Below are 13,984 nucleotides of genomic sequence, written 5' to 3' on the forward strand. Positions count from 1 at the left end.
GGAACCCCTGCGGTCAGCGCACTGGCTTCAGCTGCGGATCATCGACATCAGCAGCCCGTGGGTCTCATCGTCGGCGGCGACCACGAGCCCACGGCCTGCCTCGCCCAACGGGGCACCGTCGATACCGGTGACGGTGCAGCCGGCGGCCCGGCACAGAGCGATGCCGGCCGCGAAGTGCACGCTCCCGGAGAGGTCGCCGCCATCGGTGACGTACGCGGCGCGCTTGCCGGCAGCCACCCAGGCCAGCGCCAGCGTCGACGACACGACGCGCGGCCGGAAACGATCGATGAAATCAGGGTGGGCCAGCAGGTCCACGGCCCGGAATTCCGGCGCACCCGGGAACGGCGGATCCAGGTTGACGTCCACCAACCGGGTGGCGGGCGTGGGCGCCAGCACCGCGTCGTCGGCCCCGTCATGCCGCACCCAGGCGGATTCCCCGTCGGTGAAGAAGACCTCGCCGCTGAACGGATCGGCCACGGCCGCCGCTCCGTCGCGCAGCGCCACGTTGACGGCCACCAGCATGTTGCCGACGGCGTAGTTCAGCGTGCCGCACAGGGGATCCACCAACCACTGGCGCACAGCGTCGGCGGCGCCCTGCCGGCCGCCTTCCTCGCCGAGCACCGCGTCATCGGGCCGCGCGGCACGGATGATGCCGAGGATCGCCTGCTCGGCCTCCACATCGGCGGCGGTGGCAAAGTCCCCGGCACCCTTGTCGATGCGGTCGAGTCGCCGGCCGTACATGGTGCGGACCACGTCCGCGCCGGCCCGCGCCCCGGCTATCGCGACTGCGGCATCGTCGGAACTCGCACATGAGTCGATCATGCCGTGCAGACTACCGAGGCGGAGCCCCGCCCGGCGTACCTTCCCGGTCAGAGCACCGGAGGCGAGGACGAGCTTCGACGGTGACGTCGTCGGCGCCGGACCACTCACCGAGCCGACCGGCTGTTCCCGGCGCCGTCACGTTCGGGGCGAAGACGTTCTGGCCATTCCTGACGTCGGGCCGCCCGGGCCGCGCGCAGCGTGCTCGCGCACCGCGATCCGAGCCAGCTTCGTGAGCATCATGCCGTTGCGGACTGCGACGACGTAGTCCACGGGGAGGCCGTGCATCCGTGTACCGGGGCCGCGGAGGGGGTGCCAGTCGAGGGTGAAAAGGGTGTGCTCGCCCCACGGGAGCAGCTGCATGGCGATGCGAGCCGCGCCGAAGGGTCCTGCCTTCGCTTCCAGTTGCAGGCGGTGCAGGGGTTCGGAGATGCGGACGACGCAGGTGTCGTCAAGGGTGAGGCGGAGGGCGCCGACGCGGACCTTCAGCCGTGCGCCGACGTCCGGCCAATGCGGGTCCACGGCCAGGACCTGCCGGGTTCCCGTCACCCACTCCCCGTAGCGGTGGCCATCGGACAGCAGGTCCCAGACTTCGGACGGCGAGCTGAGGATGAGACGGCGGTTCCGGGCCATGGTCACGCTCCTGGAGGAAGGGCAGCATGGAGGCACCCCGGTCACGGGCCTGCCCCGGGGCGAGGACGTGCGGCAGGCAGTCGGCACCTGCGAGGCGCGCTGCGCCGGAGCCCGGCCGCTCCTCGGCTCGACGGGCGGACCCGGCGCACCGGGTCGTCGCTCCGGCCGCCCCATGCGCTTGGCTTCCAGCGTCATGCCGAACGTGGTGTCTGCACAGCCCGAGGACTCCAGACGAGTGACACGTGCCGACTGTCGCACGCAAGACCGTCCACGAGATCCCAGTCGACCCGTCGAGCGGGCAGCAGTGGCCGGCGCGAAGGCACCGATCAGGTCGGCGGCCGGGTGGCGGGCAGGACCCTGCGACGGCCGAAGGCGGCCGTCCCGTGCGTCAGTCGCGGGCGGTCATCGGGGGGTTGAGGCGGGCGAAGCCCTCCTGGCGCTCGTACGGGAAGTACGGGTACGGCGCGGGGCGGTGGCTGACGGTGTCGAGGCGGGCGGTCTGTTCGGCGGTCAGCTCCCAGCCGGCGGCGCCGATGTTCTGCCGCAGTTGCCGCTCGTCGCGGGCACCGATGAGGACCGTGGAGACGGTCGGGCGGCGCAGCAGCCAGTTGATGGCCACCTGGGGGATGCTCCGGCCCGTTTCCTGTGCGATCTCGTCGAGGGCGTCGATCACGTCGTAGAGGTGGGCGTCGTCCACGGGCGGGCCGTAGTCGGCGGTGGCGTGCAGGCGGCTTCCGGCGGGCAGCGGGCGGCCGCGGCGGAGTCTGCCGGTGAGGCGGCCCCAGCCCAGGGGGCTCCACACCATGGCGCCGACGCCCTGGTCGTGGCCGAGGGGCATCAGCTCCCACTCGTAGTCGCGGCCGATGAGGGAGTAGTAGACCTGGTGGGCCGCGTAGCGGGGGAAGCCGTGCCGGTCGGCGGCCGAGAGGGACTTCATGAGCTGCCAGCCGGCGAAGTTGGAGACGCCGGTGTAGCGGACCTTGCCGGAGCGGACGAGCTGGTCGAGGGTGGAGAGGACCTCCTCCACCGGGGTGGCGGCGTCGAAGCCGTGGAGCTGGAACAGGTCGATGCGGTCGGTGCCGAGCCGCCGCAGGGCGTCCTCGACCGCTGTGACGAGGCGGGAGCGGGAGGTGCCGTGGTCGCCGGGGCCGTCGCCGGTGGGCAGCCCCGCCTTGGTGGAGATGAGCACCTGGTCGCGTCGTCCCTTGACGGCCCGGCCGAGGACCTCCTCCGAGGCGCCCGCCGAGTAGACGTCGGCGGTGTCGAAGAGGGTGATGCCGGCCTCGAGGCAGATGTCGACGAGCCGGCGGGCTTCCTGGGCGTCGGTGGTGCCCCAGGCACCGAAGACGGGGCCCTGGCCGCCGAAGGTTCCGGCGCCGAAGCCGAGGGCGGGGACCTTGAGGCCGGATGCACCGAGCTGCCTGTATTCCATGACGGACTCCTCCCGATCGGTAATGGGATCGCGGACCCATTAAGATGGCCCCAACGTAACAGCCGATCGCGATTAATGGAACCAGGGACCCGTTATGACGCTGCCGAGTGATGCCCCGACGCCTGCCGACGACTCGCGCGACGTCGAGAACGCAGGGGCCGCAGGGGCCGCGGGGGGCGGGGCCGCCGAGCCGGGGACCGTGCGCCCCGGGGGCCGGACGGCCCGGGTGCGGGCCGCCGTACTGGAGGCGGCCGGGGACATGCTGGCCGAGCAGGGCTTCCACGGCCTGGACCTCGCCGAGGTCGCGCGGCGGGCCGAGGCCGGCAAGACCACCGTGTACCGGCGCTGGGGCACCGTGGCCGGCCTGGTCGCCGACCTGCTGACGGACATGGCCGAGCAGTCGCTCCCCCGCACCGACACCGGCTCGCTGGAGGAGGACCTGCTGGGCAACGCCCGCCTCGTCCTGCGCACCCTGACCGACCCGCGCCAGGGCCCCCTGTTCAAGGCCGTCCTCGCGGCCGCCACGGGCGACGCCCGGACGGCCGAGGCCCTGCACCGCTTCTACGAGGCCCGGGTCGCCGAATGGGCGCCCTGCGTCCAGGAGGCCGTCGCACGGGGGGAGCTGCCCGAGGACACCGACGCCGCCGAGGTGGTACGGGCCGTCTCCGCCCCGCTGTACTACCGACTGCTGACCACCGGCGCCCCGCTGGACGAGGCCGCGGCCCGACGGGCGGCCGGGGCCGCGGTCGCGGCGGCCCGCGCAGGCGCCTTCGTACGGACCCCGTGAACGCCGGCTCGGCGCGCGTCCCCTGCGGGCCACTCCGACCGCGCCGAAGGACACGTACTGCCGCGCCCGCCCCGGGCACATCCACAAAGCGATGGAGGTCCGTGAGGACGCCGGCCGAGGACTGGGCAGGCGCCGCCTGACGCGGCACCAGACCACCCGCGGAGTACGGGACTAGATGCGCGAGTTGCGCAGCGACTGCCACACGGCGCCGGTCAGCGCCCGCGTCGCCCGCGGGACCGAGAGATGCTCGTGCTCGCGGTACAGCGCCCAGTTGTACCGGACGAGCGAGATCTTGTTGGAGGACAACGATCCCGCCTGGTGGGCCCTGTACACAGCGAGCGGTTCGGCCAGGCCCCTGGCATCGGCGCCGTCCCGCATGATCGACAGCCACAGGGCGTAGTCCTGGCGCTTGCGCATCTCCGGCATCAGCCTCGTGCCCAGGGCCTTGCGGTCGTACATGGCGGTGAGGGCTCCGATGTGGTCGCGGACCAGCATCGCGCGGTAGTCCACGTGCTCCCGCGCACGGACCACCCGGCCGTTCGGGACCCATTCGGTGCTCTCGCCGGCGTGGTCGGCGTCCATCTTGAAGTACGAGGTGAACGTCAGCGGCGCGGTGGCCTCCGCGGCGAAGGCGAGCTGCTTCTCGGTCTTCTCCGGAAGCCACATGTCGTCGCTGTCGAGGAAGGCGATGTAGTCCCCGCGGGCCCGCTCGATCGCGAGGTTGCGCGCCCGGCCTGCACCGCCCTGTTCGGGGGCCCGCTCCGGCCGGACGCGTTCGTCCCGCTCGGCGAACTCGCGGAGCAGGTCCATGGAGCCGTCGGAGGACTGGTCGTCGGTGACCAGCAGCTCCAGATCACTGTGGGTCTGGGTGAGCACCGACCGGACGGCCGCACCGAGGGTCGCTGCCGAGTTGTAGACGGGCATCACGACAGACACCAGGGGCACAGCACTTCTCCTTGTCAGACCAGTAACGACGGTCCATTCAAGCACCGCAATCGAGGAGGAGCTGCCACGCAGGTCGTTGTCGCTGGTCAGGGCCGCTCAAGGCTCCCCCGGCGGTATGCGCCGCAGAGGCCGGGCACCGCGTCGTCGGCCACGACGCGGACACGGACCGTGTCCGGCGGCTCGCCGTCGGCGACTCCCACGTGGGGGCCGCGCCCTCCGCCGGCCGGCCGTCCGGCGCTTTTCCGCCGCCCTGCACGGACCGGACCGGACCGGCCGGCATCGGCGGCTCGATCCGATCACACATCGGCTGGCCGGCGTCCCCAGGCCGAGATCAGCGGCGCGAGCGTCAGATCGAGTTCGCCCGCGTGGACGGCGGCCAGGTGTGCATCGATCTCGGCGTCGTCGGCCAGGCCGGCTGCGAGCAGCTCGCCGCGTACGTGCCGGATGGTCGCCGCCTCCAGCCGGTCGCAGGCCGGCCCGCCGACCGGGAAGGAGCCCGCCGCAGCCACATCCACCAGGCCGGCCTCACGCAAGGCCCTCGGCAGGGTCCGGCCGTAGCGCAGGTCCGCGCCGCGGCGCGCCAGCAACTCCCGGACCGCGTCGCGCAGCCGGTTGGCCCGTCGCTGGGCGGGGCCGCTGTCGTCCAGGCAGGCCAGCGGCTGCAGGGCGGTGTCGGCGTCCTCGATCAGCAGCCAGCCGCCGGGCCGCAGCGCCGCCGCCATCGTGGCCAACGCGCGGGCCCGGTCGGGTACATGGACCAGCACGAGCCGGGCGTGCACCAGATCGAACGTCCCCGGCTCCGGGGGCGGATCAGCGGCGACGTCGTGCCGGCGCACCTCGTACCCGTCGCCTGCCCTGAGCCACGACGGATCGATGTCCGTGGCCAGCACGTGCCCGGTCGGACCGACGGCCGCCGCGAGCGCCTCCGGGATACCGGGCCCACCGGCGCCCACTTCCCAGCACCGCGAGCCGGCCCCGATCCCCAGTCGGTCGAAGTGCCCGCGCGTCACACCGTCGAACAGCTCGGCCAGCCAGACGAACCGCTCGCCCGCCTCGGCGCGCGCGTTGTCCAGCAGGTACCCGCGGGCGGGAGGGGACTCTGCCCCGAGCGCGGCAGTCCCGTCCAACGGGTCCGGTCGGCCATCGGCGTGCGGCGTGCGGCGTGCGGAGGTCATGACTCCATGGTCGGCCTTCCCGGCCACCGGCGCCACGACGACGGTAGCGAGCGGCCGCCCGGTCCGACCGCCGGAGACGGGTGGCCGGACCCGGACGGCCACGTTCGAGCGGCGTGGCCAGGTGATTCACCCTCGCCCGCTTCCATACCTGCCAAGCCGGAGCGCGTCCTGAACTTTGTTCCCTTCAGCACCTGTTCAAGGCTCGGTGAGGTGGCGATCAGTTGGCAGACTGTCACTGCCGTTCGGAGCAGAGCGGCCCGTCATCCGAACCGTTACCCGTTGGAGGGTTTCCGTTGGACCTGTCTCAGCCCGTCCTCAGTCTGGACCCGCACGCCGACCCTGCCGAGGAGGCACGGAAGCTGCGCACTCGCGGTTGCCCCGTCGTCCCCGTGCAGCTGCCGGGCGAGCCCGCGGTGGCCGCATGGGCGGCAGTCGAGCATGCGGCGGCTCGTGAGGTGTTCCGGCGTCACGAGGACTTGACCAAGGACCCGCTGAACTGGCCGGCGTTCGCCGAGGGGTCCATACCGATGAGCTGGCCTCTGCTGCCCGTGGTCGCCGGCGGCGGATTCCTTCACGAGGACGGTGAGGCGCACCGGCGTCACCGCGGCCTGGTCAGCGCGGCCTTCAAGCGGTTGTCCGTCGCCGAGCTCAGGCCTGAGATCCAGCGGATCGCCGACGAGCTGCTCGCGGATCTGCTGTCTGCCGGCCCCGGGACGGCGATCGATCTGCGTGCGGCGTTCGCGGCACCGCTGCCGATTCGCGTCATCTGCACCGTCCTGGGTGTGCCCACGGACATCGTGGCCGGGCTGCGGTCGGCGTTCGAGCAGATGGTCACGCCTCCCGAGCACCCTGACGACATCCCGACCGCCAAGGCCGAGATCGACCGGGTCCTCGCCCGGTTGATCGCCGACAAGCGGGAGAATCCCGGACCGGACCTGACCACGCAGCTCATCGAGGCCAGCGAGGAGGGAGACCGCCTCACTGAGGACGAGCTCGTCCAGACGCTCTTCCTCCTCATGGTTGCCGGACACGAGACGACGATCAACCTTCTGGCCAGCGCCATCCACCGCCTGGCGGAGCGCCCTGCCGTGGTGGAGGCGGTGCGGACCGGAGAGGTGGGCTGGGACGCGGTGGTGGAGGAGACCCTGCGGCACGATCCGCCCGTGCGCCATGCGCTGATGCGGTACGCCACCCGGCGGCTCGAGATCGGCGGGGTGACGATCGAGAAGGGGGACCCGGTTCTCGTGGCGACCTACGCCGTGGGGCGGGACCCCGGGCAGCACGAACGTCCCGACGAGTTCGACCCCTCCCGCCCGACCGCTGGAACCCACCTGGCCTTCGGGCACGGGGTGCACCACTGCCTCGGCTCGGCACTGGCGCGGGAGGAGGCCACCATCGCGCTGGAGCGGTTGTTCGAGCGCTTCGACGTGTCGCTGGCCGCCCGGCCCGAGGGCATCCCCTCGATCCCGATCCATGGACCGCAGGCCGTCCTCGCCCACCTGGTGATCCGTCAGCCGGCGGTCGGGGCGCGGTCCGCGTAGATCGTCATCGGCCTCCCCGTGCCTGCCTGGGCAGCCCCCGTGAGCGACTCGTGGCTACAGGGGTCGGACCGTCGGCGGTCCGACCCCCCGTGGCGCGACGGGAGTCAGCTCTGCCGGCCCCACAGGTTCGCCCACCACGTGCGGCGGCGCGGTGCGGACGAGGCCGTGTGCTCGGGCGCCCGAGGGGCGGGCACAGAGGAACGCAGGCCGTTCGCCTGGGCCTGTGCGGAGGGGCGGGGCCGGAACGTGGTGGGCAGGGCTCCGAGGGGGCTGGAGATGAAGGACAACTCGATGGGCAGCTCCGCCTCCGGCACGGCGAGCTCGATGTCCGGCAGGCTGGCCAGAAGGGTGTCGATGCCGGTGTCGGCGATGGTGCGCCCGATGTCCTGACCCGGACACTGGTGCGGGCCGGCGCCGAATGCCAGGTGGGCACGGTTGCCGTGCATGGGGACGGACAGGTCGGGCCGGACCTGCGGATCCCGGTTTCCCGCGGCCAGGGCGACCATGACCATGTCTCCGGACTGGATGTGCTGACCCCCGAGGAACACGGGTTCGGTGGCCCAGCGGTTCGGGATCAGGGTCAGCGGGGGTGCTTCCCACATGACGTGGTCCAGGGCGTCGGGCAGCGTCATCTGCCCGCCGGCGAGGTTGCCACGGAAGCGCCTGTCCGTCAGGACCACGCGCAACACGTTGGCGGTGAGGTTCACCGTGTTCTCCACCGCGGCCACCATGGCGTGACGCAGGTGCTCCTCGGCCTCCACGTCGCTGAGGCCGGACGGGTGGGCGAGGAGCCAGCTGGCGAAGTCGCTCCCGGGCTTCGCCCGCTTCTCACGCACCAGTTCGCGCATGATCTGTGTGATGAACCGGTTGCTCTCCAGCGCGCTGTCGGTGCCCCGCACCATGTCGCGTACGGCCCATCCCAGTGGAATGGCCTGCTTGGACGGAACACCGAACTGCTTGCCGAGGACCAGGGCGGGCAGTGGCTCGGCGAAGTCGGCCACGAGATCGGCCCTGCCGGTGGCGGCGAAGTTTCCGACCAGCTGGTGGGTGTAGCGCGTGACGTAGCGGCGGATGCCCTGCCGGTTGAAGCGTTCGAGGCCGTCGGTGACGGCACTCCGGAGCCGGGCGTGTTCCTGGCCGTCCGTGAAGGCGATCAGCGGCTGGTACTCGGTGACCGGGCGCAGGGGGTTGGTGGGCCCGAGCCGCCCTTCCCTGACGGCGTTCCAGTGCCGTGAGTCGCATGAGAACTGGTTGGTGTTCCGGAGCACGTACTGGATCTCCTGGTACCCCACCACCAGCCACGCCTCCAAGTCCCCGGGCAGGAGCACCGGGACGACGGGGCCGTGCGCCTCGCGTAGCTGCTCGTGCAGCTCCTGCGGCGGAACGTCGGACTCCATCAGTCGCGTACGTCCACTGCCGAACGCGTGGGCGGGACACTCCGGCGGCGGCACAGAGGCATGCGGAAGTCCTATGTGGTGCGGTGATGTGCTCAAAAAAGCCTCCGGGGCGGTGCCGGCACTGACCAAGGCGATGCATCGATGGGGCTGGTCAGGCCGACGCATACGGGTAACAGCGATCGCAGCATATCCGTGGCCCGGAAACGGCCGACCGGCGCGGCCGTCTCCCTCGCGCGCTTCCAACTGTCCTGTGAGCAGAGGCTGAAGGCTCCTTGCGCGAGGGCTCGGCAGGGTCCTCGAACCCGGCGCACGACCGGCGCACGGCCGGGCGCACGGCGAGGAGAACGGGCACGGCCGTGGATGTCGCCGCGCTTCTCGATCCAGGCCACCTCGTCTTGCGTTCTCAGCGAACCTGATCATTGCAACGCAACCCCGCGATCACCGTCCGCGGTGACACAAAACCGCAGGTGGGGCGGCGTCCGCCGGTCACCTCAAACCGTTCAGCGCACCGGAAACCCCGATTCTGCCTTCTGGCGCTCCTGGCGGGATCCGGCAGAGTAAGGCCAGCTCATCGAGCATGCCGAGCGATCGGAGGGGCGGTGCGCCTCCCCCGGATCCCTTGACGGCCGGGCACGAACCGTGCAACAGCCGTCCCCAGTGAAGGACTTGTCATGTCGACTGTCGACGCACTTCAGTCAGTTCCGCGGGCGCGTGGCGGCCTGCCCCTCCTCGGGCACGCCATGCACCTGTGGCGTGATCCACTCCGCTTCTTCTGCTCGTTGAGGCCTCAGGGAGACCTGGTCCGGGTGGATGTGGGCACCATGCCGATGTACGTGGCGACGACCGCTCGGCTCGTCCACGAAATCACCACCACCCATGCACGGTCGTTCGAGAAGGGCCGCTTCTTCCAGCGGCTGAAGCCCCTCGCGGGCGAGGGGATATCGACCTCGGACGGGGAACTCCACCGCAAGCACCGGCGCCTCATGGCGCCGATGTTCGCCCGCGACCGGATCGTCGGGTACTCCCGGACCATGAGCCGCAACGCCCTCGTCCTGGCGGACTCCTGGCAGCCGGGCGACGAGGTCGAGATGGAGCAGGCGATGGCCGAGTACGCCATCGAGACGCTCGCCTCGACGCTGTTCTCCACGGACATCGGCCTGCCGGCTGTGAAGGCGGTGCGGGAACACCTGCCCGTGCTGTTGAAGAACCTGCTGATCCGCGCCGCTTCGCCCAGGATCCTGGACCGCCTGCCGATCCGGGCCAACCGCGACTTCGACACCGCTGCGACCGCGCTGCGCCGGGTGATCGACGAGGTCGTCACGACAGCCCGCCGGAGCGGACACACCGACCACGGTGACCTGCTGTCCCTGCTGCTCTCCGCCCAGGACCCCGACAGCGGCGCCCGGCTCACGGACGTCGAGGTCAGGGACGAGCTCAGCACCATTCTGTTCGCCGGGGCGGAGACCACGGCCGCGACCCTCGCGTGGGCCTTCCACAAGCTGGCCACCCATCCCGAGGTCGAGAAGCTGGTGGTCACGGAGATTCAGGAGGTCGTCGGCGACCGGCCGGTGACGATCGAGGACGTTCCGCGCCTGCCCGCCATCCGCCGGGTCCTGGACGAGGTGGTCCGCATGCACGGCGTGACCATGTTGATGCGCCGCACCATCGCTCCTGTCAGGCTGGCCGGCGTCGAGTTGCCGGAGGGCACCGAGGTGGCGTTCAGCCTCTACGCCGTCCACCGCGACCCCGACGTGTACGAGCACCCCGACCGGTTCGACCCGGACCGCTGGCTGCCGGAACGTCAGGCCGCCGCGGGCATCGGCCGGGACACCTACCTGCCGTTCGGGGCCGGGAACCGCAAGTGCATAGGCGACACCTTCGTCTACACGGAGGCGACCATCGCCCTGGCCACCTGGCTCGCTCGCTGGAAGTTCACCCCCGTGCCCGGTCACACGCCGAAGGAGGTCGCGTCCGCCGTGGCGCACGCAGACCGCGTTCCCATGATCGTCACACCACGGACGTAGCACCAGCAGGGCTCTCCGGTCGCGCCGTGCCGTCCCTGTCCACGACGCAGGTTCCGCGGCGCGGCCTCCGGAGACCGAAGAGGAGACCGGCGGCCGATGGCGAACGAGTCGGTCGGTAGCACCCGCGCCTGGCCGCGCTCGCCGCCGACCGGCTCCACACAGCCTCCGACGCGCTCGTGATCCGCGGCCGGCTGCTCACCCCGGCCGACGCGAACCCAGCAAGCACCCCGACCCCGCAGACATCCTGACGGACTGCTGCGCCACAGGGGCGACTTCACCCGCCAGAGCCCCCACGCCCCCTACGGTGGCGAGCATCGAAGTCCACAGGACGGGAGGAAGGCCGAGATGACGCAGGCAGCGGTGAGCGAACTGGACGAACGGGTGCCGGGGCGCCGTTGGACAGTGCGGCTGGACGCCGCCGGCCGGGGTAGCGCGGCGGTACGCATCACGTGCAGCCGCCCCGCCTGCACCGAGCAGCGCCATCCCTCCGCGGCCGCCGGCCGTGCCGCCGCCGTCGCCCACCTCAAGGCCCACCTGCACGCCGCCCCCGCCCCAAGAGCCGAGGCCTACTGCGCATGCCGGGCCGCGGGCTGCCACACCCATCTGCCCGACACCGGGCGCGCACGTGCCGAACCCTGGCGGTGCGGCGGCGCCGTCGTCCTGGCCGTGATCACCGACCGGGAAGGGCGCTGGTGGCAGGCGATGGAGTGCTGTTCCCGGTGCGCGGCCGCCACCCCCGGAGCGAGGACCACCGTCACTTCCCAACCCCCCAGGCCCGCCAACTGCCCCGCCCCTCAGGCCACCGGCGCAGGCACGCCGCAGTTCTCCGGGCAGCAGGTCGTCACCGACTCGGTCCCCGCGCCGCGCTCGACACCCGTGCGGCACCGCCCACCGCAGGCAAAGATCGCCCGGCGGGTCATCCCCCACGATCTGCGGCCCGTCGCCCTGCGCGACGAACTCATCGAACTGGGCGACCTCTTCCGGGCCTACCAACAGCGCGACCAGCCCGACCTGGCGCTGCTCGCCGACCTCCAGGAACGCAAGGCCCGTGCCTTCACCACCTGGGCCGACGTCACCAGCGAAGGGGCCTTGCGATGGGAGGCCCGGCGCGCCGAACAGGCCGCCGTCGCCACCCGCCTCCAGCACCAACAGCGCACCGGCAGCATCGCCACCACCGACGGCCCGGCCGTGGCCCGGCACCTGACCGTCCCGGAGCAGTGGGAACACGCGCGGTCCGTCCTCGCGCACGTGGCCGGCCACACCCCGCTGCGCGGCCCGGAAGGACGACTGCTGGTACTGATGCTGACCCTGCGCACCGCAAACACCGGCTCCGGCAACCTCGTCGGCCAGGACCTCACCGCGCTGGGCCTGACCGACCCGGTGGACCTGGTCGAAAAGCTGACAGGCTGCGGCTGGCTGCGACTTCCCGGCACTGCCGGGGACCTGCTCGCCTCCCGTCCGGAGAACGCCACTCCGATCACCGTCCCCTCCCTGGCACCCGGCGAGGACGGGACGGCCCCGTTCACGTTCGGCAGGAAGACGCGCCCCAAGCTCTCCGGCTGGGCCCAGAAGGCGATCTCGGACAAGAGACTCCGCAAGACCAAGGCCACCGCCGGTACCCGCCTGCTCGCCCTGACCCTGGCCACCCAGACCGACACCTCGGGACGTCTCGGTCCCGATGGCGGGGGCATCGCTCTGAACGCCCTCGCGGCATGGGTGCCGTTCGACTCCACCGAGTTGCAGCACCACGTCGACCAGCTGACCGCGGCCGACTGGCTCACCGACGCCGCGCTCACCGACACCCACCTCACCGGGCAACTCACCGAACGCGTCCATCCCCTCACCTGTCCCCTCACCTGCCCCCTGCCCTGCCCGCCCCCGGCGGCCGGCACCCCATAGCCCGGCGGCCACGAGCAGGCCGGACCCCGGCACGGCCACGGATTCGACCGATCCGCACAACGCGTCGGCCGAACGGTCAGGGCCCCTGCCGGGGCTGGGGGATCGTGCCCGCCCGGGCGGACTACCTGACCACGTACCAACAGGCCGATGCCATCACCCCGTCCACGAGGGGGGAACGCATTGACGGAGGCCCATGGCGGAGCGCCGCCTGCGCACCCTGGCCCGGCTGGGCACCGCACAACGCCCCTGACGACCGCACCGCCGAACACGAGGAGCAGCACGTTGACGTACGTCGCCCGCGACCAGTGGGAGCAGCACTACGCCGACGGGAAGGGGTTCCGGCAGCTCGGTGGGCGCGAACGGGAACTCCTCACCGAACACGCCCCTGCCCCGGACGGCGGCGGCCGGGCCCTGGAGGTGGGCTGCGGTACCGGCGAGCTGGCCGTCTGCCTGGCCGATCTCGGATACGCCGTGGACGCGTGCGACTTCGCCGGCAGTGCGGTCGCCCGGGCCCGCGAGGAGCATGCCGACATCGCAGGGGTGCGCTGGCTGCAGCTGGACATCGAGCACGACGACCCGGCGCCACTGCACGCGGAGGGATACGACCTGATCGTGATGCGGCTGGTGTACCCCTTCCTGAGGGACCGGGGTCGGATTGTGCACGGGCTGGGCGAGCGACTGCGGGACGGCGGCGCGCTCGTCGTCATCACCCCGCTGGCGCAGAACACGCCGGAGGAGAGGCGTGGCATCGCCCTGGACGAGGACGAGATCGCCCTGGCCTGCGCGGGCTGGGAGACAGCGCAGCGGCTGGACGCGGACGGGCTGGTCTTCCTGGTCCTGCGCGGCCCCTGCCACACCGACACCGACACCCGGGCCGTCGAGAAGCGGCCGACGGCCATGCCCTGACCGGTGCGCTCGCCGTCGTCACCGACGGCCGTCGTCCGCATCACCGCCTGGACGGGCACCTTGACCAACCCGGAGCACCGGCTGCCCCGACTGGAGACCCATTTCCTCGGCCCAACGCCGACTCCAGGCATCCAGCGGGTTCAGCGCCTCGACAAGATCCCGGCCGAGCTGGGTGAGGCGGTAGCCGTCGCCGTCCAGGGCGAGCAGGCGGGCGCCGGACAGCTCCTCGATCCGGGTGCTGAGCACGCTGGAGGACATGCGCTCGCATCGGCGCTGCAATTCACGGAAGCCGGCCGGAGCCTGACTCAGCTCCCACAGGATCCGCATCGTCCACCGCCGTCCGAGCAGGTCGAGTGCGGCCATCACTGGACGACCCGATGCGGACCCCCGCACTGGCACACCCGGACGTGGCGCTCCGGCTTCCAT

At 71.9% G+C, this 13,984-nt stretch carries 12 protein-coding genes; 5 read left to right on the forward strand and 7 right to left on the reverse strand.

Annotated features, from left to right (window positions below; all coding sequences use genetic code 11):
• Window positions 1-27 precede the first annotated feature (27 nt).
• The 3 genes from ACFY15_RS16325 to ACFY15_RS16335 all read right to left on the reverse strand — a co-directional run bounded on the left by ACFY15_RS16325 (window position 28) and on the right by ACFY15_RS16335 (window position 2,884).
• Entirely contained in the window at window positions 28-822 is a 795-nt protein-coding gene (locus ACFY15_RS16325; protein WP_390688332.1) for an inositol monophosphatase family protein, read from the reverse strand.
• Between the two features lie 135 nt (window positions 823-957).
• Window positions 958-1,452 carry an SRPBCC family protein gene (locus tag ACFY15_RS16330; RefSeq protein ID WP_390688333.1) on the reverse strand — a complete coding sequence of 165 codons (495 nt, stop codon included), beginning with the start codon at window positions 1,450-1,452 and terminating at the stop codon, window positions 958-960.
• Between the two features lie 388 nt (window positions 1,453-1,840).
• Window positions 1,841-2,884, reverse strand: a complete 1,044-nt coding sequence (locus tag ACFY15_RS16335) for an aldo/keto reductase (RefSeq protein WP_390688334.1) — start codon at window positions 2,882-2,884, stop codon at window positions 1,841-1,843.
• 94 nt (window positions 2,885-2,978) lie between these two features.
• On the opposite strand from ACFY15_RS16335, the gene ACFY15_RS16340 reads away from it, so the two are divergent.
• Window positions 2,979-3,671, forward strand: coding sequence for a TetR/AcrR family transcriptional regulator (locus tag ACFY15_RS16340; protein ID WP_390825660.1), 693 nt, complete (start codon window positions 2,979-2,981; stop codon window positions 3,669-3,671).
• A 171-nt stretch (window positions 3,672-3,842) separates the two neighbouring features.
• On the opposite strand, the gene ACFY15_RS16345 is transcribed toward ACFY15_RS16340, so the two are convergent.
• A complete protein-coding gene (locus tag ACFY15_RS16345) occupies window positions 3,843-4,616 on the reverse strand; it encodes a glycosyltransferase family 2 protein (RefSeq protein WP_390825661.1) in 774 nt (257 codons plus the stop codon).
• Between the two features lie 296 nt (window positions 4,617-4,912).
• Window positions 4,913-5,791 carry a methyltransferase domain-containing protein gene (locus tag ACFY15_RS16350; protein WP_390689466.1) on the reverse strand — a complete coding sequence of 293 codons (879 nt, stop codon included), beginning with the start codon at window positions 5,789-5,791 and terminating at the stop codon, window positions 4,913-4,915.
• A 293-nt stretch (window positions 5,792-6,084) separates the two neighbouring features.
• Between ACFY15_RS16350 and ACFY15_RS16355 the strand changes: the two genes are divergently transcribed.
• Window positions 6,085-7,332 (forward strand): cytochrome P450, encoded by a 1,248-nt coding sequence (locus ACFY15_RS16355; protein WP_390689467.1) that lies wholly within the window; start codon window positions 6,085-6,087, stop codon window positions 7,330-7,332.
• A 104-nt stretch (window positions 7,333-7,436) separates the two neighbouring features.
• Here ACFY15_RS16355 and ACFY15_RS16360 read toward each other — a convergent pair whose 3' ends face one another.
• Window positions 7,437-8,729, reverse strand: a complete 1,293-nt coding sequence (locus ACFY15_RS16360; RefSeq protein WP_390689468.1) for a cytochrome P450 — start codon at window positions 8,727-8,729, stop codon at window positions 7,437-7,439.
• A gap of 671 nt (window positions 8,730-9,400) precedes the next feature.
• Here ACFY15_RS16360 and ACFY15_RS16365 point away from each other — a divergent pair.
• From ACFY15_RS16365 to ACFY15_RS16375, 3 genes are all read left to right on the forward strand, one after another.
• Complete coding sequence (locus ACFY15_RS16365; RefSeq protein ID WP_390689469.1) at window positions 9,401-10,753, forward strand: cytochrome P450; 1,353 nt, start codon at window positions 9,401-9,403, stop codon at window positions 10,751-10,753.
• A gap of 345 nt (window positions 10,754-11,098) precedes the next feature.
• Window positions 11,099-12,652 carry a hypothetical protein gene (locus ACFY15_RS16370; RefSeq protein WP_390825662.1) on the forward strand — a complete coding sequence of 518 codons (1,554 nt, stop codon included), beginning with the start codon at window positions 11,099-11,101 and terminating at the stop codon, window positions 12,650-12,652.
• A gap of 282 nt (window positions 12,653-12,934) precedes the next feature.
• A complete protein-coding gene (locus ACFY15_RS16375; protein WP_390689471.1) occupies window positions 12,935-13,558 on the forward strand; it encodes a class I SAM-dependent methyltransferase in 624 nt (207 codons plus the stop codon).
• 18 nt (window positions 13,559-13,576) lie between these two features.
• On the opposite strand, the gene ACFY15_RS16380 is transcribed toward ACFY15_RS16375, so the two are convergent.
• Window positions 13,577-13,984 (reverse strand): winged helix-turn-helix transcriptional regulator, encoded by a 408-nt coding sequence (locus ACFY15_RS16380; RefSeq protein WP_390689472.1) that lies wholly within the window; start codon window positions 13,982-13,984, stop codon window positions 13,577-13,579.

This window comes from Streptomyces sp. NPDC001373, assembly GCF_042895815.1.
Classification (GTDB): domain Bacteria; phylum Actinomycetota; class Actinomycetes; order Streptomycetales; family Streptomycetaceae; genus Streptomyces.

Coding starts and splice junctions, on each gene's coding strand:
- ACFY15_RS16325 (WP_390688332.1), bottom strand. CDS start 822: ATGATCGACTCATGTGCGAGTTCCGACGATGCCGCAGTCGCGATAGCC.
- ACFY15_RS16330 (WP_390688333.1), bottom strand. CDS start 1,452: ATGGCCCGGAACCGCCGTCTCATCCTCAGCTCGCCGTCCGAAGTCTGG.
- ACFY15_RS16335 (WP_390688334.1), bottom strand. CDS start 2,884: ATGGAATACAGGCAGCTCGGTGCATCCGGCCTCAAGGTCCCCGCCCTC.
- ACFY15_RS16340 (WP_390825660.1), top strand. CDS start 2,979: ATGACGCTGCCGAGTGATGCCCCGACGCCTGCCGACGACTCGCGCGAC.
- ACFY15_RS16350 (WP_390689466.1), bottom strand. CDS start 5,791: ATGACCTCCGCACGCCGCACGCCGCACGCCGATGGCCGACCGGACCCG.
- ACFY15_RS16360 (WP_390689468.1), bottom strand. CDS start 8,729: ATGGAGTCCGACGTTCCGCCGCAGGAGCTGCACGAGCAGCTACGCGAG.
- ACFY15_RS16365 (WP_390689469.1), top strand. CDS start 9,401: ATGTCGACTGTCGACGCACTTCAGTCAGTTCCGCGGGCGCGTGGCGGC.
- ACFY15_RS16370 (WP_390825662.1), top strand. CDS start 11,099: ATGACGCAGGCAGCGGTGAGCGAACTGGACGAACGGGTGCCGGGGCGC.
- ACFY15_RS16380 (WP_390689472.1), bottom strand. CDS start 13,984: ATGGAAGCCGGAGCGCCACGTCCGGGTGTGCCAGTGCGGGGGTCCGCA.